The organism is Salinimicrobium marinum, from assembly GCF_014651535.1.
Classification (GTDB): domain Bacteria; phylum Bacteroidota; class Bacteroidia; order Flavobacteriales; family Flavobacteriaceae; genus Salinimicrobium; species Salinimicrobium marinum.
The window spans coordinates 43,373-68,020 of record NZ_BMXB01000019.1; the positions used below are offsets into that span (position 1 = coordinate 43,373).

General features: G+C 39.0%; 25 protein-coding genes and 1 pseudogene. 4 read left to right on the forward strand and 22 right to left on the reverse strand.

Features of this window, described 5'->3' with window-relative positions; all coding sequences use genetic code 11:
- Positions 1-26: 26 nt before the first annotated feature.
- From IE056_RS16280 to IE056_RS16295, 4 genes are all read right to left on the reverse strand, one after another.
- On the reverse strand, positions 27-2,672 hold the full coding sequence (locus IE056_RS16280; RefSeq protein ID WP_189605899.1) for a carboxypeptidase-like regulatory domain-containing protein: 2,646 nt from the start codon (positions 2,670-2,672) through the stop codon (positions 27-29).
- Between the two features lie 24 nt (positions 2,673-2,696).
- Positions 2,697-3,515, reverse strand: a complete 819-nt coding sequence (locus IE056_RS16285; protein ID WP_189605902.1) for a GLPGLI family protein — start codon at positions 3,513-3,515, stop codon at positions 2,697-2,699.
- 65 nt (positions 3,516-3,580) lie between these two features.
- A complete protein-coding gene (locus IE056_RS16290; protein ID WP_189605903.1) occupies positions 3,581-4,426 on the reverse strand; it encodes a GLPGLI family protein in 846 nt (281 codons plus the stop codon).
- A gap of 52 nt (positions 4,427-4,478) precedes the next feature.
- On the reverse strand, positions 4,479-5,324 hold the full coding sequence (locus IE056_RS16295; RefSeq protein ID WP_189605905.1) for a GLPGLI family protein: 846 nt from the start codon (positions 5,322-5,324) through the stop codon (positions 4,479-4,481).
- 116 nt (positions 5,325-5,440) lie between these two features.
- Between IE056_RS16295 and IE056_RS16300 the strand changes: the two genes are divergently transcribed.
- Positions 5,441-6,934: a sensor histidine kinase gene (locus IE056_RS16300; RefSeq protein ID WP_189605907.1), complete on the forward strand. Its 1,494-nt coding sequence runs from the start codon at positions 5,441-5,443 to the stop codon at positions 6,932-6,934.
- Positions 6,927-7,610: a response regulator transcription factor gene (locus IE056_RS16305; RefSeq protein ID WP_189605909.1), complete on the forward strand. Its 684-nt coding sequence runs from the start codon at positions 6,927-6,929 to the stop codon at positions 7,608-7,610. Before IE056_RS16300 ends, IE056_RS16305 begins: the two co-directional genes overlap by 8 nt.
- A gap of 307 nt (positions 7,611-7,917) precedes the next feature.
- Here the strand turns inward: IE056_RS16305 and IE056_RS16310 are convergent, their stop codons facing one another.
- The 12 genes from IE056_RS16310 to IE056_RS16365 form a co-directional block, all read right to left on the reverse strand.
- Positions 7,918-8,367 (reverse strand): DUF6730 family protein, encoded by a 450-nt coding sequence (locus IE056_RS16310; protein ID WP_189605911.1) that lies wholly within the window; start codon positions 8,365-8,367, stop codon positions 7,918-7,920.
- A gap of 12 nt (positions 8,368-8,379) precedes the next feature.
- Positions 8,380-9,252: a relaxase/mobilization nuclease domain-containing protein gene (locus IE056_RS16315; RefSeq protein ID WP_189605913.1), complete on the reverse strand. Its 873-nt coding sequence runs from the start codon at positions 9,250-9,252 to the stop codon at positions 8,380-8,382.
- A complete protein-coding gene (gene mbpA / locus IE056_RS16320; protein WP_189605915.1) occupies positions 9,249-9,545 on the reverse strand; it encodes a mobilization protein MbpA in 297 nt (98 codons plus the stop codon). The genes IE056_RS16315 and mbpA overlap by 4 nt, the downstream gene beginning before the upstream one ends.
- A gap of 354 nt (positions 9,546-9,899) precedes the next feature.
- Positions 9,900-10,565 carry a P-loop NTPase family protein gene (locus IE056_RS16325; protein ID WP_189605917.1) on the reverse strand — a complete coding sequence of 222 codons (666 nt, stop codon included), beginning with the start codon at positions 10,563-10,565 and terminating at the stop codon, positions 9,900-9,902.
- Positions 10,558-11,367: a phage replication protein O gene (locus tag IE056_RS16330; protein WP_189605919.1), complete on the reverse strand. Its 810-nt coding sequence runs from the start codon at positions 11,365-11,367 to the stop codon at positions 10,558-10,560. Before IE056_RS16330 ends, IE056_RS16325 begins: the two co-directional genes overlap by 8 nt.
- 4 nt (positions 11,368-11,371) lie before the next feature.
- Positions 11,372-11,602, reverse strand: coding sequence for a helix-turn-helix domain-containing protein (locus IE056_RS16335; RefSeq protein WP_189605921.1), 231 nt, complete (start codon positions 11,600-11,602; stop codon positions 11,372-11,374).
- A gap of 117 nt (positions 11,603-11,719) precedes the next feature.
- A complete protein-coding gene (locus tag IE056_RS16340; RefSeq protein WP_189605923.1) occupies positions 11,720-11,899 on the reverse strand; it encodes a hypothetical protein in 180 nt (59 codons plus the stop codon).
- Positions 11,900-12,165: 266 nt separating this feature from the next.
- Positions 12,166-12,987 carry a carboxypeptidase-like regulatory domain-containing protein gene (locus IE056_RS16345; protein ID WP_189605925.1) on the reverse strand — a complete coding sequence of 274 codons (822 nt, stop codon included), beginning with the start codon at positions 12,985-12,987 and terminating at the stop codon, positions 12,166-12,168.
- A 305-nt stretch (positions 12,988-13,292) separates the two neighbouring features.
- Positions 13,293-13,580, reverse strand: a complete 288-nt coding sequence (locus tag IE056_RS16350) for a hypothetical protein (protein ID WP_189605927.1) — start codon at positions 13,578-13,580, stop codon at positions 13,293-13,295.
- On the reverse strand, positions 13,573-14,124 hold the full coding sequence (locus IE056_RS16355) for a hypothetical protein (RefSeq protein ID WP_189605929.1): 552 nt from the start codon (positions 14,122-14,124) through the stop codon (positions 13,573-13,575). The genes IE056_RS16350 and IE056_RS16355 overlap by 8 nt, the downstream gene beginning before the upstream one ends.
- Positions 14,125-14,303: 179 nt before the next feature.
- Positions 14,304-15,047 carry a BamP family beta-assembly machinery protein gene (locus IE056_RS16360; RefSeq protein ID WP_189605931.1) on the reverse strand — a complete coding sequence of 248 codons (744 nt, stop codon included), beginning with the start codon at positions 15,045-15,047 and terminating at the stop codon, positions 14,304-14,306.
- A gap of 62 nt (positions 15,048-15,109) precedes the next feature.
- Positions 15,110-16,243 (reverse strand): TlpA disulfide reductase family protein, encoded by a 1,134-nt coding sequence (locus IE056_RS16365; RefSeq protein ID WP_189605933.1) that lies wholly within the window; start codon positions 16,241-16,243, stop codon positions 15,110-15,112.
- 276 nt (positions 16,244-16,519) lie between these two features.
- Here IE056_RS16365 and IE056_RS16370 point away from each other — a divergent pair, with 276 nt between their 5' ends.
- The gene (locus IE056_RS16370) at positions 16,520-18,517 is read left to right on the forward strand and encodes a tetratricopeptide repeat-containing sensor histidine kinase (protein WP_189605935.1); all 1,998 of its coding nucleotides are present in this window, start codon (positions 16,520-16,522) and stop codon (positions 18,515-18,517) included.
- Positions 18,518-18,834: 317 nt separating this feature from the next.
- On the opposite strand, the gene IE056_RS18645 is transcribed toward IE056_RS16370, so the two are convergent.
- Positions 18,835-18,966, reverse strand: coding sequence for a hypothetical protein (locus IE056_RS18645; RefSeq protein ID WP_262891476.1), 132 nt, complete (start codon positions 18,964-18,966; stop codon positions 18,835-18,837).
- Positions 18,967-19,026: 60 nt separating this feature from the next.
- On the reverse strand, positions 19,027-19,128 hold the full coding sequence (locus IE056_RS18860) for a hypothetical protein (RefSeq protein WP_505973600.1): 102 nt from the start codon (positions 19,126-19,128) through the stop codon (positions 19,027-19,029).
- A gap of 12 nt (positions 19,129-19,140) precedes the next feature.
- Between IE056_RS18860 and IE056_RS16380 the strand changes: the two are divergent.
- Positions 19,141-19,464: pseudogene (locus IE056_RS16380) on the forward strand (type IV secretory system conjugative DNA transfer family protein); the annotation flags it as partial.
- Between the two features lie 254 nt (positions 19,465-19,718).
- Here IE056_RS16380 and IE056_RS16385 read toward each other — a convergent pair.
- The 4 genes from IE056_RS16385 to IE056_RS16400 all read right to left on the reverse strand — a co-directional run bounded on the left by IE056_RS16385 (position 19,719) and on the right by IE056_RS16400 (position 24,516).
- Complete coding sequence (locus IE056_RS16385; RefSeq protein ID WP_189605937.1) at positions 19,719-20,396, reverse strand: GLPGLI family protein; 678 nt, start codon at positions 20,394-20,396, stop codon at positions 19,719-19,721.
- A 125-nt stretch (positions 20,397-20,521) separates the two neighbouring features.
- A complete protein-coding gene (locus IE056_RS16390) occupies positions 20,522-23,203 on the reverse strand; it encodes a TonB-dependent receptor (protein WP_189605939.1) in 2,682 nt (893 codons plus the stop codon).
- Between the two features lie 97 nt (positions 23,204-23,300).
- Positions 23,301-24,242: a hypothetical protein gene (locus IE056_RS16395; RefSeq protein WP_189605941.1), complete on the reverse strand. Its 942-nt coding sequence runs from the start codon at positions 24,240-24,242 to the stop codon at positions 23,301-23,303.
- Between the two features lie 55 nt (positions 24,243-24,297).
- Complete coding sequence (locus tag IE056_RS16400; RefSeq protein ID WP_189605943.1) at positions 24,298-24,516, reverse strand: hypothetical protein; 219 nt, start codon at positions 24,514-24,516, stop codon at positions 24,298-24,300.
- Positions 24,517-24,648: the final 132 nt, after the last annotated feature.

The window sequence follows — 24,648 nt, forward strand, 5'->3', positions numbered from 1 at the left end:
TAACCTAACCCCTTCGCTCCATTCCCTTAAAACGAAAACTTCAAACCAACCAGCAACTGTGATGGCCGTAAACGATACGTGCTCTGCACATAAGTAAACTCGTTGTTTGAAACACTCACGAATTCATCTGTACCCAAAACATTGTTCCAGGTTGCTGTAATATCTATTTTTCTTTCCTCAATAGTATAATGATACTCAAGGTTCAGGAAATAACTGTTCCGGTTCTCCTCAGAAAGGTTATTGTAATAATATTCAGAAGCTATACTAAAGTACTGATTGCCTGCCGGAAAGAACGACAGATCCAGTAAATGCTGCTGACTTCTTATCTCATCGAAATCCCTGCCTGCCATTGCTATTTGAAGAAAGGATAAATTGCCTTCGTAGGAAGTGCTCAACCAATCCGACACGTCAGATTCCAGACCCAGGCTGAAATTTAGATTATGATTATTTACTTCTACTAAATTGTTGTTTAATAGCTGCTCCCGCTGTATTAAAGAATACCTGGAGCCCAATTTTAGGGTTGTACTGATTTTGTTGAAGTGTTTACTGCCCTCCAGGTTCAGATTGTGCGAAATTGAGGTGTTTTCCTGTTCAAATGCTTCAAAAAGAATGGCTCCCCCTTGTCCTACCTGATTGCTGTACAAAAGGTTGTTTTCTGTAACAGCATAGGTATAGGAGGTGCTAGCGAATATAGAATTTAACGGATTTCGATAGGAAAGTCGACCATTGTAGGCCTGACTAAAGCTTTCCGGCAAGGGGGAGTTGTACCGCCGAATGTTCCTGTAATTGCTCAGGATAAAGCCATTATACGTATTCCTGAAATCCCTGAAGTCATTGCTAAGAATTGCGGAAATGCTGCTTTCCCAATAGGCCGAGACCTTCTTTTTGATGAATAGATTTGGCTCAAATGTGAACCTGTTTAACTCCCGGGCATCTTCCAAAAAAGCATCCTCAATCTCAAATCTTCTGTAATTAAGAGGAGTCAGCAATCTAATATTCCAGTTATTCTTTTTGTAATTAAAGCTGCTGGTAAAGTAAAACCGGGAGGAAAGGAAATCCATTTTGTTCCTGAAATCCGCGTTTGGGTATGTTGTCGCACCTCCATCCATGACCCCTAACCGACTTTCGAGCTGCTGTTTTCTAATCGAGAAACCAACTTCAGGCGCTATGGTTACACTCTTTATTCCCTTTGTGAATCCGGCCGAATTATCTGTAAAGAAGGTGGAAGAGGTCACCACTTGTTCCGTTTCAGCATAAGGTTCCCCCTGGTTGAGCAGTGCTGCAAATTGTCCGGGATTGACATTCAGGCTTTGATTCGATTCTGTATAACCGGTATTGGATCTGAAAGTCACCAGTTGTTTCCCCACCGGCTTAAGCAGCCTCAGGTTATTCCTTATCGCCGAAAAAGGATTGGAAAGCCTTTGCTGAATGGCGGCATTCCGCGTCATTATGTTTCCCCTCTGCGAATCCCAAAAGCCGTTCACCTCCAGCTCATTCTTAAAGTAATTATCACTGGTGTTTCGCTCCAGGATAAATTTAGACTGCAGCGTGTTTATAAACAGTTCATTATGGGTGTTCTCCACAAGGTCAATTGTATCTGTGGGCGTAAAAAAACGGGTTCGGGTGTTCCCTATTTGCTGTTGGAAATCATTCAGATAAGAAATATTCGTTTTGAGATCTACATCTTTCTTAAGCCTTATGAGGTAGTTTACAGAGCCAAGGTGCACGTTGTTGTCCAGCCATCGCTCCTGCCTGAAAGGGGGAGGGGAAAGCTGCCAGATCCCCAACCAGTCCCTCTTGTTTATGCTGAACTCTTCCCGCCCAAAATCTGAAATAGAAAAATCCCGAATCTCCCGTGATACATCACTGCCGGTGTTGTTGGACTGGTAAGTAACAATAGCCTGTTGTTTTTTGGTAAAGATCATCGGAGTAATCTTTGTTCTCCAAAGCAACGGCGAATAGCCTACTCCAACTTCAGCAGTACCACTCACCGTAACTTGTTTTTTTAATTTGATGTTCAGGGATGCCCGCTCCGAAAATTCCAGGCTGTCCAGTATTTTTACCGGCTGATGGTTTTCAAGGATCTGTACTGCGGAAACATCATCTGCAGAGATATTGTTGTTGGCCAGGCTATAGCGGCCTTCCAGCAGATCAAGCCCCTCGATATAATATTTTTGAATAGGCTCCCCCTGATACCGAATCTGCCCCCCTGACATAATTTCGATACCGGGCATTTTCTTCAACACATCGGCAATCACTCTGTCCTTCTGGTTCTTAAAAGCAGAAACCCTAAAGCTTAGTGTATCCCCATGTTGCTGAATGATTCTCGCCTCTACCATAACCTCCTTAAGTTCTTCGGAAGACTCCGTCAATACCACGTCCACCTGTTGATCTGCATTCGAAAGCTGTTTTGTCCAGGCGGCGTAACCTATGTAAGAGACCTTAAGGAAAACGGTGTCGGCTTCTGAGTTAACCTTGATCCTGAAATCCCCGTCACCACCTGATATTCCGTACGCCAGGATGGCCCCCGAAGAATCCTTGCTAATGGTTACAGAAGCCCCATTCAGGTTTTCTCCGGCATTATTCAGAATCTTTCCGGAAATTGAGGTTTGGGAATGAGTGGCCGCAGAAGTCACAAGGAATAATAGAATAAAGGAGATGGTAAATTTCATACAATTAATGCAGTTCCAGGAGTATTATTTCAATTCAAAAAGATTATTATATTTCTCAAATTTTTCCTTCACCTCTTTTTTAGCCTCTCTCTCTTGTTCAGGGGTAAAGTGAATTTTCATTCCGTATCGCTCCATAGCTGCAAAAGGATCAAAATTGTATTTTTCCACAACCTCTTTGCACTTTCTTTGGTTGGTGGTGTTATAATCCTTAGTTGTAAAATCAAAAGGTATCCCTTCTATCTCTTTAAATTCAGTTAGTACAAAAGAGTAATGATCTTTTTGATCTCTTATTTCAACTATCAATTCCGGCAGACCATTGAATTTATGGGGCCCCTCCGGAATAGGTATTTCGCTGGTAAACCAGGCTGTGTACTCTCTTCCCGAAAAATTCGTAGTAGCTTTTTGTGCCTGGTACCCGGACACCTCTTTAGTTTCAGGCTGAATTTCCCAATTGAACAGGTCTAAATCCTGGACATACCGAAAATTATCTTTCACTATTTTTCGGGTATAAGAAAGTTCGCCCTCGGGGATGCCTTTGAATACATAATAATCGAATTTCGTTTGAGGAGCACCCTGAAACCTGCCTGTAAATTCTAACCGGTTTCTTTTCCGATGCCGAAGGATAGAATCCCCTCTTGATCTTTCAGCACTCGAAAACCGGGAGATCTTTTCTCCCAGATAAAGTATCATGAATTCAGATCTCACCGAATTTGCATCAGTGGAATCCGGTTGATAAGTAAGTTTGTAGATTGCTTTATATTTAAATTCATCGGAAAAAGACTTCTGGGCGATTCCCTGTTGGGGCATCAAAAGCAATGAGATCAACAGGAAAAGATATTTCATAAGTCTAAGTTGTTAGTGGGCGTTTTCAAAATGAAAACTCATTAATGACAACAAATTAATTTTTATTATTCCAGTTCTATAGGATTGTTCTTCCTTTCCAGTTCTTTCTGGATCTTTCTCAAGTGCTCGCGTTTCTGTTGTGGACTTATCTCTATCGTCACCTTTTTGGTAGATCCCCTGTTGGCATTATCCAGCGCCGCAAAAGGATCTTCTTCATATTCTTTTTTTAGCTGAAGCAGTTTTTCCCGGCTGGTCAACGTATAATCGCCCATGGAAAATTCCAGGGAAAGGGGTTCCTCCAAGCTCTGAAACTGTACTATTTCGAATACGTAGTGATTCTCGCTGTCACTTAACTGAAGGATGAGTCCCGGCAAACCACTGAATTTATACGGACCGTCTGAGATGGGTATTTCAGTAGTGAACCAGGCGGTATATTCCCGGCCACGAAACACTGTTTTAGCTTTCTGACTTTCATATCCCTGTATGGTTCTGGTCTCAGGCAGAATCTCCCATTCAAACAGCCCTTTGTCTTCCTCATACCGCAATTCGTCTCTTAATATCTTAAGGGTGTAGGAAATTTTGTTTTTAGGAATATCCTTGAATACGGCATAACCAAATTCGGTTCTGGTCAGTTCTGCCCTGGCTTTGAAGTCTGGCATGCCTGCTCCAGAAAGGTTTTTGGTACGGTACAATGAATCCTTCAGGGCTTTGCCCTTACTTGAAAATTTAGAAATTTCCTCCCCCATGTATAACCACATCTCTTCAGAAGTAACAGAGGATGCATCTGTAGAGTCAGGTTGATAGGTCAATTGATAGACGACTTTGTACCTGAATTCGTCGGAATAGTCAGATTGGGCAATTCCCTGAGAGCATAGACATATCAACAGGAGAAGCAAAGAAAAATTTTTCATAGGTAATAGTTGTTTCTGTAAGTATTAGGATTGAGATTGTAAATAAATAATCCTACCGTAATTCTAGAGGATTATTCTGTTTCTTCAATTTTTCTTTTCGTTCCTGCTCTATTTTTTTCCTATCGGTACCTGATCCGTACTGAATTTTCACGCCAGGTACAGAACGTTCTGAAAATCCCACCGGATCTCTTTTATATTCTTTTTCCAGCTCTGATAACTTTTCTTTCTCTGTATCTATAAGATCTTCCATTTGAAAAGTAAAAGGAATAGGATCTTTAAGCTTTTTTATCCTGGTCAGTTCAAAAACGTAATGGCCTTTATCATCTCCGATCTTTACGATCAATCCCGGCAGACCATTGAATTTATACGGCCCCTCTGAAATAGGAATCTCTTCCGTAAACCAGGCGATAAAATATCTTCCTGCGAAACTGGTCGTGGCTTTCTGGACCCGGAAACCTGCAATAGTATCTCTTTCGTCCAGGACCGTCCAGTTGAACAGGTTTTTGTTATCTGTGTAACGATATTTGTCCGTGACTATCTCCAGAGCATAAGTAATCTTTTCCGCCGGAACTCCTTTGTAGATATAATATTCGAATTCTGTTCCGGGAATTTGCTTCCTCATTCGCACGAAGGCAGCCTGGTCGAAATTTGAATAATCAAAAGCTGATTTCAAAGAATCACCTATTGCCTTTCCCGCACTCGAAAAACGGGAGGTTTCATTACCAATGTAGAGAGACATCTTCTCCTTCTTCTTCAATTCTGTGTTTGTAGAATCAGGTTGATAAGTAAGATCATAGGTTATTTTGTAATTAAACTGGTCCTGAACGATACCATCTTTCTGTCCATATAAACTGGTCAGGACAAAGTACAACATCAAAAAAGGCAGTAACTTTCGCATAATTTTTTTAGGTAAGAATCCAAAATTCCAAAAACCTATCAGCTTTCTGTGTTAACTAATGTTAACGAGTGTTAAGCGCTATTTGCCAAAGAACAGGAATAGCATACTTTTGACTTATGCAAAATCGCAATTTTAGAAGCATCCTCTACTTTATCACTGTAGTTATCTTCGCCACCCTTAGTATCCAATTCTATTGGAACTACAAGAATTACAAGGATGGAAAACAACAACTGATTCGGGAGGTACAAAGTAGCGTTGACAATGCCATAGATTCATATTATATAGAGTTAGCCGATAGAAATACCATAGGAATTTCCTTAAAAAAGGATGGGAGCATTTTAGAAAATCCACAGGTCAACAGTCTCCTCCGCAAAATAGATCGATCAGGCAAAGGATTGGATGTACTAAACAGTATAGATCCAAACGAGATTTCTGAAATGAAGGTCATTAGCGGGTCAGCGCTTCGTAACAAGGACACGGTTTTCGGTGCGGTCAACTCTCCAGGAAAACATAAGGACCTGCACAACTTTTTTAATGATACGCGACCCCTGGACACAACACCAAATATGAACCAGCTTGCCAAACGCATTATTATATCGCTTAATACAGATACTCTTGAAATACCCGTACTCAACAATCATATAGACGAACAATTAGCTGCTAAAAACATCGATATTGATTATGCCTATATCTTCAGGAAAAAGGAGGAGGTGACACAAAAATTCAATACAGAAATTGTAGATGACGAAGTTCTGAGCACCTCATCCAATTCTGCATACCTCCCCAAAAACAGCTCTTTTAATCTTTACTTTACTAATGTGGCAACTATTGTCCTGCAAAGAAACATATTAGGTATTATTCTTTCCGCAGTTCTGATTGTTGCTGTAGTTGTATGCCTTTTCTTTCTTTTAAAGATCATTAGCCGGCAAAAGCAGCTGGCAGAACTTAAAAATGATCTCATCAGCAATATTACTCATGAATTTAAGACGCCCATTTCTACCGCCAAGGTGGCACTGGAGGGAATTCAAAACTTCAATAAGGAAAATGATCCGGCAAAGACTAAAAACTACCTTGCGGTCTCAAATATACAGCTGGACAAACTCCAGCTAATGGTGGAAAAGCTACTCGAAACCGCCACCCTTGACGGAAATAACCTGCAATTGAACCGAGAAGAAGTGCCTTTGGTGCCAATGCTATCAGAACTTGTTGAAAAACACCGCAACCTGACAAAGAACAAAATTCTTTGCTTTTCAGCTGAACAACAAAAAATCCATGTTCCTGCCGATCCTTTTCATCTGGAAAACGCTCTGAACAACATTCTTGATAATGCTGTGAAATACGGAGGTGATAAAATAGAAATTTCAATTCTAGTTGAAAGCCAAATGGTGAAAATCAGGATAAGTGACAACGGAACTAATCTCACAAAGGCTCAGGCTGAGCACCTTTTTGAAAAGTTCTACAGAGTTCCTAAGGGAAATACGCATGATGTAAAAGGATTCGGCATAGGCCTCTACTATACCAAAAACATTATCAAAAAGCACGGAGGCAGCATAGACCTTCACGTAAATAATCAAACCGATTTTACTATTATCCTCCCAAGAAATGGCTGAAAAGATCAAATTACTACTTGCCGAAGATGAACCTGCCCTGGCACAGATCGTAAAGGAAAGCTTGGAAACAAGGGATTTCCTTGTAAACCTGGCTGAAAATGGAAATGAAGCACTGCGAATGTTCCGAGAAAAAACACCAGATATCCTGGTGCTGGATGTAATGATGCCGGTCCGGGATGGTTTTACTGTAGCGAAAGAGATCCGGCAACTGGACGAAACCATTCCTATTATCTTTCTAACGGCTAAATCACAGACGGCAGATGTAGTAGAAGGTTTTAATGTTGGAGGGAATGATTATTTGAAGAAACCCTTTAGTATGGAAGAACTTATCGTGCGCATTCATAATCTCCTGAACAGAAAAAAAGTCTGGGACACGCCAGACATCCTGAAGTTAGGAAAGTTTGTTTTTGATTTCCCAAAGCAAACTCTTACTTATGGTAATGATGAAAAAGTGCTGCTCACCCATAGGGAGGCTCATCTTCTGTACCACCTGTGTCAGAATAAAAATAAGGTGCTCGACCGATCTTTAATCCTCAATAAACTCTGGGGCGATGATGATTTCTTTAATGCCCGGAGTATGGACGTCTTTATATCGAAACTAAGGAAAAAACTCAGTAAAGATAAGGACGTACAGATAGTGAACGTTAGAGGATATGGTTATAAACTGATTGTCTGAAGGAAGTAAAATTAAATAGGACTGCAATTGTCTATTTACTGAAAGTGTCATCAAGAGACTAAATATAAAAGCACCGGAATATGATTAAATTTGGGCTTTAAAGTAGCCCCAATATCTACCATAACTTACCTGCGCCGGATCCTATGCTGTTTTTATAGCGTACGGGAAGTTAAGCGTTAAGTAAAAACAGCATAGGGCGCACCCTACTTATGATTTACAGTAAATATTTACCTGTTTTATAGGGGTTCCAGAGGATTTACTGTAAATAATGGTTTGTTTGCTACAAAGTGGTTTGTCATGACAAATCCTACTTTGGGGCTTCCAGCCACCGGCAATATTCCTCTTTAATCTCAGGATGTGTTGCAAAGAAATCCTGTTGCAGGTGAGTTTCTGATTCTGTGATCATACGATAGATTTTAAAGTTTTCCTCCTGTTGTGCATTGGTGGAATAACCAAAGTAGCCTATCAATCCCAAAGCAAGTACTGCAAGTGCTGCGAAAAGGACCAGGAGATAGTCGGGTATAATCCTGGCATTCTTCAGTCTTTGATCAATGGACTTTAAAATTTCATCCCTTTCCCGGCTTTCCGATTCCTGTTTTTTCAGGAAAGCGTTCAGGTCCTTTTCCAAGGCTTCGGTGCTGATAGGTATACTTAGCTCGGATAACTGCCGGGAAAGTAGTTGGAGCTGCAGGACAGCGGTTTTAAAGTCGGCCATTTCATCAGCCATCAATTCCATGATCTCGTCTAGTTTTTTCATCGCTCAAAAATTTTAATATCCCATTCCTATTCCTGTATCCAGTGCCCTTTTCAGAACTCCCTTGATGAGTTCTTTGGCTATTTTTGTCGTCAGGTTAGTACTTAATTGAATAGTTTTGTCCATTATCAGCAGGCTTTTGGGTGCTTCCTTTAACCTGGTAAAACTCCTGTTCTGTGAGATTTCAGCAATAAGTTTATTGCCACTCATATCCCGGTGCACCTCGCTTGCTTTGAGGTTTGCTCCTTTGTACTCCAACCGAAACCCCTGCAGCTGGTTCGATTTGTTAATAGTAGGAATCACTTTCACCTTGTGATCTTTCATTAACCTAATATAGTCATCCAGCGACTTTGGCCTGGAATCCAGCACCTTATCATTGATTCTCTTCATCTCCTGCCGGATACCATTCAACTCCTGTAGTTTTTCCTGTTGTACTTCCCTTACCCTTGTAAGTCCTAATTCCTTTGCCACGTTATCTGCGGCAATCTGGCTGCGCTTACCAAAAAAGTTATCTTTATAGGTTTCTCCGGTAAGACTGATCCTGTTGACATAGATATGAATATGGGTATGCTGCTTGTCCCGATGTACAAATGCAATCGCCTGATGGTTTGTTAGCTTCATTTCCTGTAAAAACTTTTGAGCGATTTCTCCCAGCTCTTTCCTGCTCATGTTCTTACCATCTTCTATGGTAGGACTTACTACAAAGCTCAGGGTATTATTCGTGCACCGCTGGTTTTGGGATTGGATGATCTTGAACTCTTCCGCAATTTCCTGGGGAGTATCTCCTGCCAAATACTCCTTGAGTACTATTTCCGCCTCTTTCTCCTGATTCCATCCATATGCTATAGAGGCTTGTGTCCTGGATATGGAATGTCCTTTCCCAATCATTTTTTAAAGTTTTTAAGGTGGATTCGTATTTCTTCTGCCAAAGCCTCCACAGTTTTAGCCAGTTTCGGATCCCGCTTTTTGAACATGTTGCTGATCCTGGCAAAATTGTTCTTGTATCGAACCAGCATCTGGTAATATTCCAACTGCTCGGGGGTGATCCGCTCCACAATATTTCGTTCAAAGGCAGTGGAACGAAGGTATTCTGAAAGGGAAATTCCTGCCCTGGCCGCCCTTCTTTTGAGTAGCTTTTTCTCGTAGATCGAGCAACGGATCTGGATGAATTCCTTTTTCATTTTTTCCTTTTTAGCCTTTGCAACCTCCGGGCGCAAAGCAAGAATGTCATGACAATGACACATCTTGCTTTGCTACTCAAAATGTTGTGTGGATACTTTGCTGGTTATCTTTCAACTTGTATTGTTTTAAAATTTCATGGAACCGATATCCTTCTTCAAGGCGTGGAGGTAAGCCAAAAGCATACTATACCAGGTTTATTTGAATCTCAGTTCCGGTTTCTATTTTGCTGCATTCCCAAATTTTAGTGTCTATTTTGGCTTACTTCCAATTCCTCTTTCCAGACGAACCTCTTTTCCCTAAGACGCAGCTTTTGCGAAGGCGTGGGAAATGTGGTGAGGACTTTTAAGTACCAATCATTCTCGCCAGCTTTCTCCTTCCCATTTTATGATATTGAACATTTCCGGCAACCGGTCTCCTATGTGGTTTCCATACCTGGCAGCAATGGCCGATGGATTTTCATTGGTAGTCACATAGGTTTTTAATTTCCTTCGATGTCTTTCAAAAAGCAATTTTCCGATGATTTCTTCCCGGTTATATGCTTTATCCTCTATCCCCAGATCATCCAGGTACAATTTGCCCCGGTAGTAGCTTTCCAGCTTAAAATTACTGGTGTTGTCTTTTTGCGACTGATAAAACATCGTCAGCAGATGTACTGTTGAAATGCGGGGGAACCAAAGCTGGCTACTTCCTTTTTGCTTCAGGATTGTTTTTCCGACATCGTGGATAACATCGAACAAGGTTGATTTTCCAACGCCATAATCTCCATACACCAACAAACCTTTATCAAGGCTTGCTTTATTTTTAATTGTTCCGAAGGCGTTAAAGTCTGGCTGCAGCAGAAAATACCGGAAGATGGTAAAGATGACCGGTTCGTTTTCTTTTTTGATCTTAAAACCAGGTGCTGTTTCACGGAACAGTCTCCAAAAGAACTGTTTGCTTATCAAAACCTGGTTGTTGTCTGCAACCTTAACTGGTGGGGAAATTTCCGGTGATAGAATTTCCGAAGCTGACTTAATCATAATTTTTTATTTTTTGCCGGACCCTTAGATCCATGTTTTCTGTTTTTATGGGCTTTTTCCCCTGTGCGATCAGTTGCCCTATCTTTTGCCGAAGTTTGTTGGTGTCCAGGATGATTCCTTTCCAGAACTCGTCCGGGCCATTCAGCAAATTATAAGCAAGCTGTAATTGGTTTTCTGAAACCCCGTCTTTCTCGATCATAAGGCGCATCGGGTCCAAACAATCCTTGAAGTTTGCCATTTCTGTTTTTTTTGTTGGTGCGCCTTTGTTTTTTAGATTTTTCAGAAATAATTCCTGAAATTTTAAAGCCCAATCATAACTGGCCAGCTGGTCTTTTGGAACTTCAGATTCTTTTGTTTTTAGTAATGGCTGTTTTAAAAAAGAATCCTGGTTTAATAGTTTATGGTTTATTTGTTTATAGTTTAATTGTTTATTTATACTCGCAATGCTTCGGACTTGCTTTGGATAGTGGTTGGACATTGCTTTATCCAATGCTTTGGGTGGTGCTTCGGTGTTTTTTACCAAAGCAATGACATTGGCAGTGTACTGGTTCCTGCTCTTTTGGATCCACTTTATAAACCCCCATTCTTCCAGATCTTGTAGTGCCCCGATATAGGTCTTGTAATTTTTAATACCCAGGGCTTCCATTGCCAGGTCAGTTGGAAAACTAAATTCCTCTTTCCATCCGAGCCTATTGCAGCGCTCTATGGCAAAAAAATAAACAGCAGTATGAACCGGCTTCACTTTGCCTGGATTGACAAAGCTGAAATCAAACCATAACCTTGAAAATTCATAGCCGTTCATAGCACTAAGGTTTTTCATTTTGCAATAACCAGGCATTCAGTTTCTTCCTTTCGAAATAGATTTTTTTCCCCAGAGGTTTGGAATGGGGGATTTTTTCTGCAGCGGTAAGCTTGTAGATGTAGCTCTGGGAAATCCCTGTATAGTCACAAGCTTCCTCTAATGTTAGTACTTCCTTGTTTGCTGCAAGTAGTTGTTCAATCCGCATCAATCGATTTTCTAATTTTAAATCATTCATGATTTCTATGTTTTATAAAGCCAACATCCCTTGATTGGCTTTTGGTTTATAGAAACAAATGACTGACTAAAATCCCTGTTAATCAATATGGTAACAGGTAATCTAATCGTAATTACCTTATAAATGCTGTTGAAAAATCCTCGAGATCTCCTTTAGGTAAGCGGCTTTGTTGATACGCCAATCAGAGATGTTTTTAGTAGATAAGGTTTGGGTGCTGCCTTTTGGATTTTTGAGGATGAAATAATGATCTACCAGTTCTTTTATCTGGTTGTTCTCCAGGTTTTCGAACCCGATCATCAGTTGGCTTAAAAACTCCAGTAAAGTTTGACGGTTTACCTGTTTAGATCTTTTAGGTTTTCAAAACTTTCTCTGTGAAATGCTTGGATGAGTAGCAGGTGAAGAAGATTTGGCCCAGCTGCGAATCTGCTTCCCGCAGGAGATCGCTATTAAGGTGAGGAGCTTTGCCCTCACCTGAAGAGTGAGAACCGCTATACGCTCCAAAACATGCTATCTTTCTCACTGAGATTATTTGAGCATTTTTATTTAGCGTTGTGCGTAGACTTTTAATATTCTACTTCTACATTAATTGATTGTGCCCCATCCACTTTTTCCCATTTCCCAAGACTGCTTGTTCTCATAAAACCTTTTCCTTTGGTTAAAATAGCTCCGATAAAAATTTCAAGTGGTTTTTTGAAATCCGGAATAATTTCGACTCCAACAAAGAAATCTTCTTCAAGATAAACAGAATGTTTTTCAAGGTCAATATTTACCCAACCTTGTTCAATTTGCTTACGTTGAATAATATTTTCAAATACTATTTTTTCACCAGGGGAATCGTCAAGATTTTTATAAAAATTAATTCTAATAAAAGCACTGTCTGCCTCAAACCCACGTCTCAAATAAAAATTTACATCCTTCACCCTGACAGTTTTATTATTAGGAATTTTAATTTGTTTTGAACTTTCGATAATGTCCATTTCTTTTGAGATTGTACTCATCCATAACAATGGATTGTAGCTTTTAACTCCTATTTTTCTATTTTTCTTCTTTTTGTTTGTAACAACAACCTCAGATAATTTATTCTCATTTGGTTGAAGTGGAATGACTAAGTTTTTAGAATCTTTAATAGGAATTTTTACGGTTTTATATATAACGTGACTAATTGTAAGGCTATCACCAGCAAATTCTTTTGAAAATTTGATCCTAAATTTTCCTTCGAGATCAGAAACGGTGCCTTTATTTTTATCGACTACGCCTAGGTTGGCAAATTCAATCGGTTTATTTGTTTCGGAGTCGATTAATAATCCGCTCACTACAATTTCTTGCGAAAAGGTAAAAAGGCTTATAAATTGGAATAGGATAAAAGTGTAAAAGGATTTTTTCATTTTAGTTTCCGTGCGTAAATTAATATTCTATTTGAAAGTCTATCGTTTTTTATTTAATTTCTGAAAAGTTATTTCTTGTTTCAACCCGCTACATTTGCTTTAGAAGGCCATTTTCAAAAATAAATTCCGTGGTGACCCAGAAATCCTTAATCCTTTCGGTATAGTACAATTTCTTCACTTTTTTAGCAGGAGTTTCGTGGTACAGAACCTTGTTGAATAGTATTTTGAGAAATTCTTCATTGCACTGGAAATTGCTTTTTTACTTTTCATTTTCCTTTGAGTTTATATCAAGAATTTTATTGTTATTAGTCTTCCCAGAGTATAGAATACCCTCCTGTAGGTATAGTCTCAATCCATTTACCGTCTACAATTTTTTCTTGTCCGGTTCTATTGTTGATTAAGCCGAGCTGATAGGAAACCTGACGCTTTCTCCACTCCTGTTCAATGTAAAATGCAGATTGGCCAGTAGGAATAGTAACTGTTGCCATTTCTTCAAAACCGTGAGGACTTTTTGAAAAATATTTGCTATACAACCTTTGTTCCCCATTGAAATAAATTTCACTGTTATGAATATCAGTGGGCACTTCAACCATAATGGAGTCCTTCTCTATCCAGATAAATGCATCCTTTTCGGAACTTAAAAAAAAGAGATTGCTTATGAACATCAATACCTCCATAGGGAGAGACAGTGAGTATTTGGGATTTCGATACATTGTGCCTATAAGTTGTTCCTTTCTTTACAAAAAGAGAATCTCCATCTTCTTCTTTCAGACTGAATTCGATACTTTCAAAATGATATCCTTGAGATTTTTTCTGAAACACCTCAATCCTTTTGACTTCTTCTCCTGATTTTAATACTACAGAAAAGCCAAATTCTTCGCCAGTACTGTTTTCTTTTAGCTGAATCATAAGGGAAGTTCGGGTATTCCTGTTAATCACAAAACCTTTGTCAGACCATAGGGCTGCCATTTTTCCCTTTGCTTCCAATGACAATACCGAATTTTCCTTAATCATTCCTCCTTCGAGGGAATAGGTGTCTCCATGGATCCTTGTATCACCAATTTTGTTTATTATTTCAGCAATATGCCAATCACCGTTGGTAAAGGATATTTCTGTTTCCCCACCTTCAGCCTCCATCTCTATTTGGCTGATAGAAGGCTGTATTACTGAAACTTCATCATCATTGCTGCATGATATAAAAGGCGAAGGACAAAAATAGTATTACAAGATTTCCTTTTAGATTCATTGTTTTTGTTTTAATGGTATTTTTAAATGTCTCGTTATTTGCTTGCTTTTACTTTTATCTTGCTCTTTCTTTAGTTTAAAAACTCTGCTGCTTTTTTTTGAAAGTATTCCAGTAACTCCAGTCGTTTAGATTCTGCCATTAGTTCCTGGAAATCCGGATCACCCGAGCAAAAATAGACGAATGCCCTTATTCGATTTTCAGGTATTTGAAGGTTTTCTACAAAAAACGAAGTGGGAAGGGTCTTCGTTGCCATTTCAACCATTTCCATTGTATCATCGTTCTCTTTTGCCTTTTTGAGCATTTTCGTTCTTCCACTAAGGAAATTAAGTAGAGCATCAATTTCCCCATCCCTTGCAGTAAATAATTTTCTTTCTATAGAGGTCAATGGTTTTTTAGGTGAATAGGAAAATCCAAAATCTTCCTTATTGTAGGTTTTTATTTCTAAAATATCATGTTGTAAATTTCCGGTTAAACTAATGTTGCTTATCTGAACTTCCTCTAATTCATTAATTCGCTCATCCATCTGGACCTCTAAAAACTTTCCTTCAATAATTTCAGGTGTGATAATTACTTCAACCGACTTCAAATGAATAGCCGTGAACAAAAGCGTATCGTTCTTCATTACCTCAATCTTAAATTCCCCTGTGCTAGAGTTGGTAGTGCCTATTTCCTGTGTAACGTTAACAATATTTATACTAGAGCCCCTAAGAGAATCTGCTTTCACTACTCCTCTTAAAATATTATCCTGAGAAAAGGAAGGTAATGCAAAAAGAACAGCGGCTATCATAAGAAACAATCTCACATTAAATTCCATCCTTTTCATAATAGCAGCCGAACTCCTTTTCTGAACTCGATTTTTTTTACCTAAGCTCTCTTTCAGGCATTATCCTCCTCAAGAAATTCTTCAAGTTCCTCAGGTGAAAAATTCTTCATTAAAATTGTTCCATTAGAATCCAGTAAGAAATTGGCAGGAACCGCATTGATCATTAGCATCTTTGAAAATTTCATCTCTTCATCCAGAAATTGCCGCCAGGGATAAGATTTGTTTTCTATAAATTCTTCCCAGTCATCAATGTTATCTTTAGAATCCACAGAGATAGCCAAAACATCAAAATATTCTCTATCAGTGGAATCATAGATAGATTTTATCTTTGGAAATGCTCTTATACAAGGGGCACAAAAACTTCCCCAAAAATCTATCAGGGTATACTTTGAAGGAAGATTTTTAAAGGACAGATCCTTTTCACCTTTTTTATACTCGAATAAAGAAGCGTCTGGTAGTGCACCATTTAAACCTGAAATCCTCGTGATTGACAGCTTTTCTTTTAATTGAATGCCACAGGAAGTACTCTTTAGCTTTTCAGATAAATTATCATAGGCATTTTGGTAATCTGCTTTATAGCCGTAAACACTAAAATTTTCAGCTAATATCCACATGCCTACATATGAGTCGGGATTATTTTTAATGTAACCCACCAGCACCTCATCTTTACGACTTAATACTTTTTGAATAGATTGATGAATAGCTTTTTTGGAACCATCTGAAAGAGAATCATTCCACTGACTTTTAAGATAGTTATGCTCCTTATTTAAATCGGCGAGCAGAGGCTGATATTTTTTAAGATATTCCTCATTTGTCTTAGAATTCCTGATACTGAAGTTTTTATTCATTCCTAAAGTATCAATTACCAGTGATTGATCATCATTTGGATCGAGAAAAAACAAGCCGGAAATTTCCCCCGAATTAGTCATAAACCGAAATGCATGAGGATAATCTAAAGTTCCTTCGATTTTGAACTTCCTATTTTCGACCTGATTTTCATCTTCATATGTTGTGAAGCTGCTGAAATCACTTGCTATAAAACCGCTTGACATTCCTATATAGGAAATATCTGTACTGGAATTTCCGATTTCACCTGTTAGTTGAAAATGATCCTCCCGATTACATGCAGCAAGAGAAAAATAAGCAATAGATAAAAAAAAGAGCTTTTTGAAGAATAGAAATTTCATGAAGAGATATTATTTATATTACTAATGCACAAATGTTTCTATAAATTATAAATTAAGGAGTACTTCAAGTAATTCGTTAAGGAGGTACATCAAGAAGACGATCATAGGCCATTATATTTAATAGGGACATCCGTTAATTACCCCATGTTGTTATTCAGGTTCAGGGGCTAAACTACATTAATGTTTTAAAAAAAAAGTAAGGTAAAACCTTACTTTTTAGTTCCCTACATGATCCATTTTCTGATTTAGAAGAATTAGTTTTACCTCTTTTAGAGTATGAACGCACGTATAATAGTTTTTGTCCTATTTCTACCCTTTTTCTTTATCATTGCTTGTTCTCAGGAAGCATCTTTAAGCAATGAGAATAATTTTAAGCAAAAGATCAATAAAATCTTAAAATCAGAAGATATTCCTGAACTTTCCAAAATTGATTCTTTAGATCGGGTATTGAGCGCCATTGGAAATGACTCCTTAAAAGCCAGATCTTTGCTTAAGATTTCTTACCACTATTTAAAAGAGAGGGATTCAAGTAATTTTCGAAAATTCAATAAAGAAGCTATGGAGTTATCTCTCCAAATAAAGGATTCATCTAGTACAGCCGCAGCTTTTTGGGATTTGGGAGAGTTTTATTACAGTTGTACTATCCTGGATAGCTCTTATTTCTATTATGCCAATTCCCAAAAAATATATGAGTTAACAAAGAATGATGATTATTCTGCAAGACTAATGCTTAACATGGCTATAGTTCAAATTGATATCAGCGATTACACCGGTAGTGAAGTGACTACTATTCAGGCTATAAATAAATTGAAGCCTTTAAAAGAGTACGAGCAGCTTTATTCGGCTTATAACAATTTAGGAATTATATTTAAGGAGCTTGGTAATTTCAAAAAATCAGTGGGATATTATGAAGTTGCTTTGTCTTATCTTTTAAAGGCGGATAGGGAGGATTTATTACCTTCTATATTTAACAATATGGGAGTAGTTCATCAGAAGCAGGGCAATTACCCAAAAGCCAAAGAACTTTACTACAAAGGACTTAAACTTCAAGAAGAATTACCATATCCTGACATGTTAGCACATGCAAAACTTTTGGATAATTTGGCTTATGTAAAATACCTTTCCGGAGATACAACAGAGGTGTTGCAAGATATGCATAAAGCCTTACACATTAGGAAGGAATTGAAAGCTGATTCCGATATCATAATAAACCAACTTCATATAGCTGATTTTCTGCTCGAAGAAAGAGCAGATACCACTTCAGCCATTCAATATGCTTCTCAGGCAAATTCTTTGTCTCGAAAAACCAGGAATAGAAGGGATTTGTTAGCCTCTCTTCTAATGCTATCCAGTATTAAAAAAGATAGCGTTTTAGCTTACACAAAAGAATACATAGCTGTTAGGGATACCTTGGAGGCTGAAGAAAGAGCAGCCAGAAATAAATTTGCCAGAATACGTTTTGAAACAGATGAATTCATAGCTGAAAATAAGAACCTCTATAGCCAACGCAATGTGCTTGTGGGAATTTCACTGGGATTTGCTCTTCTGGGCCTTTCCGGCTTGGTTATTAAAAACCAACGGACAAAAAACCGGGAACTATCTTTGAAACAGGAGCAACAGGAGGCTAATGAAAAGATCTTCCAATTGTTGCTCGACCAGCAGAATATTAAGAAAGCTTCCCGTCAAAAGGAAAGGATCAGGCTTTCTGAGGAACTCCATGACGGCATTCTCGCCAAACTGTTCGGACTTAGACTCAATCTTAGCAGCCTGAACTCTCAAAATGATAGAACATCATTAGGTCAGCGAGAAAAATATCTTGAGGATCTTAAGGAATTAGGAAAAGAGATAAGGCAGCTTTCCCACGAACTGAATTCACCTTTGTTCACTTCGGGGACAGGATATCTGTCTATTCTTGAAGAAGTCCTGTCACAAAATGAGAGCTCCTTTACCTACCAATTAGAAGTTGAAGAAGAAATTCAGTGGGAAAAGATTTCAGGCAGCATTAAAATGCATTTCCTACGAATACTGCAGGAGGCCGTGAGGAATATCCAAACACATTCAGAAGCATCCTTCATCAAAGTTTCCTTTGAACTCAAGGATAACATTCTCTCTTATCTCATTCAGGATAATGGCTGCGGTTTCTCTCCGCAATTGAAAAGTGAAGGCATTGGATTAAAAAATATTGCTTCACGAACAAAAGCTATGAAGGGAAGATTGAAAATAGAATCCCAAATTAATCAGGGAACCAAAATAAAAATTCAGGTTCCTGTTTAATTAATCTGCTGAAATTTCAGTGGATCATTCTTTGCCACAGTACCTTTAGGTGATTTGCATATCCCGCTAATACGCTTGCCATGGTAGTCAAGCATAACTGGGTTCCTCTACACCCCTGATACTACAATATGAAATTATATTTTGCCGTCATTGCTTCCCGGAACAAATAAAATAGTGCGAACTGGCAAATTTAATTGTCCACACAACAATCAGGCGCAGCTGTTAATTCTATTGATAAAACTTTCTCATTAGTCAAATGGTGTACAATCGGGATGTATAACAGCAGTAACTGAATATTCTGGTCACGCTGACACCCTCTACTGGCCATACTGACCCTCTAAAGATTTAGACCGGCCTGGCCCTTTTAATTTTTGCTTAGCTTGTTTTGGTGCAATACTTTCATCTTTAGAATCAAAAAATAGATCATTGGCTTCTGTCAACTTCTTCATCAAAAAGTTGTTTTTTTATGATTGGGATGGGTTTCTTTTCGCTTTTCCAGAAACTTTATCTCAATCTTTTTCAAAAACATATTGGTCCAGCCATTTATAATTTGTCTTGTAGTTTTCGCTAATTCTAATGACCAAAGGAATCGAGCCTTCCTTTTTCATCATATTTTTTCGCAATACAATTTTTTTGGGAAGGTCAATGATTCTGACACCGCCAAATATTATGAACGCTTCTTTGAAATCGTAAAAAAGGAAGCTACCAGCATCAACCGAGAGTACAGCATGGATTTTGATACACGCATTACTACAGGGGAACGGGAAATCCCTAAAATACGGGCAGGTGCTTTTTTCCGTCTAAAGCAGGGGGAATTTATTATCCATGCTGACGGGGAGGATAAAAAAGTGCAGTTCAAACTGCCGAAAATTCAACGAGAGGTTCCCCAAGAGGAGAAGCAGGTTTCTAATGCTGATTTGGAGGCTAACTTCGAGAAGATATATTGAGAGGCAAAATCTATTTTTGGATGAATAGAGTTGTTTAATGGATTTGTTCACTAGAATAGAAATGAAAAGAAATGAGGAACTCGTGAAGGAATTAAAGTTCCAGTAGCGAAAGTCAAAAACATTCTTCACATCTACTTCAAAACGACAGGAATTGTCTTCTTTTTTTGTAGAATAAAGAGGCGTTGCCTATCTGAAACTTGTTTATCTGTTTGTTACCTTCATTTACGTGATAGTTATTGAAGGCGTTTATTTTCTTAAAAGGTGGGAGCCATTCTTTTTAAGATTTCATAATATTCTTCCTTTGTCACTCGTTCACCCTCGGTAGGATTCTGTACACTTAAATTCTCCGGGTCAAAATCAATGGATTTGGCCCTAAAGCTGCCTTTAGAGGTTTGAAGTTCCAGTATCAGACCCGGAAGACCGTTGTAGTATAAAGGTCCGAAGCCGGCAGAAATCTCTGGAGCAAACCAGGCAACGGTTTTATTTTCTTCATCGCTGAGATGAACTGCCTTATAACATTTGTATTTTCCGATTTTCTTTGTTTCCCTGAGGATCTTCCATTCCATAGAAGGATATTCCACCAGAAAGGTTTTTCCTGATGTGGATGTCTGCCTGATAGTTTGTGCGATCTTTCTGTTATGGTAATATAGATCACTGCTTCCTGCAAGAATTCTCGTGATGTTGGTCCCTTTTTGTGAATCGTTTCCTATTCCTTCCTTTAATTCATAGATGGCTTCGTCTCCAAAAAAAGTAAGGCTAGCTTTTACAGGAGTTGCATTTTGCAGAAGCGTTCTTGTACTGCCTGACATTTTTTTCAGCTTTTCTTTGTCGAAAGATAATTCCACCACATATTCAATTTCGCCGTTTATTTCCTGTCCGAAAACAGAGGAGACTGAAAACAACAAAATGAGAGGGATTAGTAATTTAATCATTTCTTTATCAAAGTTAAGCAAGATTAGACATAAACTAGTGCAAACATAAGAGATCCTACCGGCTTCTCGTCGTTTGGACTCGGAAAATATAATTTTCCTGAGGACCTTAGAATTTTTATCATTTTTTATAATTTATATCCAACCTTCAACAATATTGTCCTCGGTTGAATAAAGATCCGCTGATCTGTAATGAGGAATTCGCTGAACGAATTTGAATTCCTGTAGCGTACATCGAAAACATTTTTAACATCTATTTCAAAACTCCACGGATTGTCTTCTTTGTTGTAGAACAGGGAGGCGTTGCCTATCTGGAACCTGTTCACCTGTTTGTTTCCTTCATTTTCATAGTAGTTGTAGGAATAATTTCCCTTTAGGATCAAATCGTTCAGTAAGTCGTAATCGAGGTTTGCATAAGGGCTGATCAGAGTGAAATGATTGCTGAAATTATCTGATTTGAAGTTATTGAAATCCTGCCGAAAACCGACTTCCAGATTCGGAAGTTTCTTGAAGCGGGTCTCCGTTTTTGCGGTATAGCTGTAATTCCTCGAATGGTAATCAATAGTTTCATTGTTGATAATTCGGGAATATTCAGAGAAATTTGCAGTCCCACTCAGGGTAAATTTCAGTTTCCGGATCTGCTTTGCCATGGAAGCTGCACCGAAATAGGTGTTCTCGGGCATATCCGTATATATCAGGCTACTTATTTGGTCTATGCCTTCAATGTTGTTCGTGCTCCTTATAGAGTTGACCCTTCGGGTGTAGTTTAGGTTTCCGTTTACAAAAAGTCCGCGGTACATATTGAATTTATAATAGCGCAGGGAGAGCGAATGGGAGAGTTCATTTTCCAGCTCCTCATTTCCTCGGAAGAGCCTATTGAAGCTAATGAGGCGTAGGCGGTTTGCATAGCTGGAGGCATCAGAAAAATTGGATTTCAAGTTGTAGTTGAAGTTTAGGTTTTCCGAAGAACCAAATTCATACTTCATCATCAATGCTGGAAGTAGTACTCCTTTGTTCCTTTTGACCACCTCCTCTTCAAATTGTTCCACCTGCCACTGGAAATAGTGATAGGTGAGACCGGGCTTGATGATTAGATCGCCCCGTTTCATTTTGTATTCGAAACCAGCGTAGGCATCCAACAACTGAAAATCCAGTTCATTGTTGAACCCGCTATCCTGAAAGCTATTAATATTGCCACCGGGCAACCGCTGATAGTCCAATGTTCGATAGCCCTGATTAAGAAGGTTCACTCCGGCATTAGGGTAGATATGGTTCAGGTTGTTGAGCACCCAGTAATGCTTCAGGTCAACATGGGCATTACAGCTTCTTGTTGAGGTGTTCTGAAGGAGGTTAAAAGTATCGCCCTCGTCTACAAAAGGAATGATCCCGGAAAAAACCGGTCGGTCGAACAGCCAGTCATTCACGTTTTCACTGTCCTGGTACCGGTAATTGGCAATGGCGGTAGTGGTGTGTTTATAGGAAAATTGTTTGTTGTACTCGAAAAATTGACTTATATCCAGGCTTTCAGGATCTTGAATGGTCGTTGTTTGGTGCATGGCCTGCGGGGTCTGGGAAAGGATGTGCTGCATCGCATTCCCTGATGAAGTTTTGATAAGGGCATCGTAGGAAACATCTGTTTCTGCATCAGGTTGGTAGCGCAATTTCAATTTGCTAAGGGTAAAGAAAACATCATTTTCTGTAGTGGTTTCCCTGAATTCATCAAATCCGGTTTCAGTTAAATAGGTAATGTCGTTCGTGGTCCTGGTCTCCACTTTTCCGCCGGAAACAATTGAATAGGCATCCAAGTGCAGACTGGGGGAAATCTCCTGTGAAAGACTCCCTGCGCCAAATTCCTTCCTGTTGTAGGTGAAATCCCGCTGCCCCAGGAACCGGGCGAAATCACTATTATAGATACTGGAAAAAGAATTCGTACCTTCCAATAAACTAGCGTAACCACCTTCAAAGTCGATGTAATCCTGCATCGTAAAAGATTTTTCCCCAATATTGTTGAAATCCCCAATCACGTTTATGGCGGTTTTGGGGCTATAGTAAAACAGGGTAGGGTGCAGCAAGTAGCGATCCTCAATTCCCGCACCGGCTTCCAGATCGCCGAACATGAATTTCTTCTTTCCTTCTTTGAGTTTTATATTGAGTGCCATTTTATCGCTGTCGTCAAGACCCTTCAAAAAGGCTACTTCGCTGTAGTTATCAAGAGCCTCCACTTCTTCCACGGCATCTGCGGGGATGTTGTTCACCCCAAGTTTAGTACCCCCGGTGAAAAAGGTCCTGCCCTCCACCATAAGTTTGGTCACCTTTTTTCCATTTACCGTTACATTGCCTTCGCGATCCACTTCCACGCCCGGTAATTTCTTGAGTACCTCTCTTAGTTTTCGTTCTTCGCCTGTTTTGAATTGCTCTACTCGGTAGGTAATAGTATCCTCTTTCACGACCACCGCCATTTGTTGTTCAATGATCACCTCTTCCAAGCTTTCTGTGCTTTCATAGAGCGTGAAATCTTTAGTGGTATTCTCGAAGATCCTCACAGTATCAATACCTTTGGAAAAACCCAGGTGCGTGATTTCGAGTCCGTAGGCAATATCTTTGATCAAATCAAGTCTATACCGGCCCTGCTGATCTGAAATGGCAAAGGTAATCGAACCTTCTTCCCCAAGGGGTGTCGCAATTAAGTTGGTGTGTGGGACAGGCTGTTGGAGGCTGTCCTGCACGATCCCTTTTAGTTCTGCATTTTGGGCATTTAAAGATGAAATTTCTGATAAAGGGAAAAGGACCAGGATTAGTAACAATTTCATTTGAGGAAAATTCTTTAACTGCATTTGGCTAACATTTTAAAAGAGCCTATTTGAGCCACTTTTTTATGGTTATTCTACGCTTGCTTCTCTAATAAATTCAGTGTCGTTTTCCTTCAGGCAGCATCAACTCAATGGAGTTATTAGAACCAAATTCTATTGTAGATAAGATTGGGACACTTCTGGACTTGTAGATCGAAAATTTATCTTCGTTGTATACTGAAACCAAAAATTCTTTGCTGCTGTTTTTCTGTGACAGTTCGAATGGAAGATGGATCGATATTCGTTTGGTTTCAGGATAGATCCCTTTAAAATGCACCTCTAGATTATTCAGGAGAAAAAAATCAACTTTCTTTTTAAACTTTTTATCAACTTTAATAAGATGGTAGGGAACTAATACCATTTCATGATCTTCATGATCTATATCTGAAACCAGGTCTACCTGATTAAGAGTTAAAGGATCAATAGGAAGTAGCTCCTTTAAATATGCTGCCATTCCTTTTTCCTGGGATGTCGGCTCTTCCACTATGTGGTCCAAACTTGCATAAACAAACAATTTCGCAGTTAAATCTTCACTAAGGATTTTTTCGAAGTTTTTTGCCTGTCCCAGTTTCCTGTTTATGGTGTTGTCATAATTTTCATGTCCATGGATGATAAATTCCAAATCCTTTGCTTTTCTAATTAGGTGGGCAAAGAAAGACTCTCTAGTATTATATCCAGAACTGAAGGTTGGATAATCCCTTTGATTGTTTATCACAGAATCCTGGTTTTTATATAACGCCAGTGCCAAATGGGAATAGCCTGCGTTTTTTAAAGATTTTAAAAGTTGAAGTGCGAATTTCCGATGCTTAGGATGCCAATGGTTCTCATTCAGCATTACAACGCTCGTCTTCTTCGACAGATTGGCAATTTTCTCTATGACAGCAGTATTTTTTAAGATTTTGCGAACCTCCAATAGTGTGTCCAGGATTGGTTGGAGATCTTCTTTTCTACTTTTCTCAAACTCCCAGAGCAATTCGGAATATGCCAAATTGTTTGACATAAATGAGTTGACCTTGGAAAGGTACTGGAACTGCATCCATTCATTCTGTTCTTTTCTAGCGATAGGTGCATTCCACAATTTTTCCCCGAACAAATCGTTCCTGGTTTTCCAGATCATTATAAAACGCTCCGCCTGATGCCGCATTGGCAACTTTTAGGAAATTAAACTTGCTGTCTACTACCATCATTTCCCGCATTTCGAATCTGGATTTTTGGCCGTCGAAAATTGGATCATATTCTACTTGTTCACCCACTTCTAATGCCCTGTTGTCCATTTTTTTCGAATTGGTATAAAGGCGGGGTGTAGTACTACCCTTTTACTAGACCACCAATTCTTTACTTAAGGTGTTTTAAAAGGCATCAAGCAGCATTATGATATAGCTGTGATGGTCTGTTCCGTTGAATGC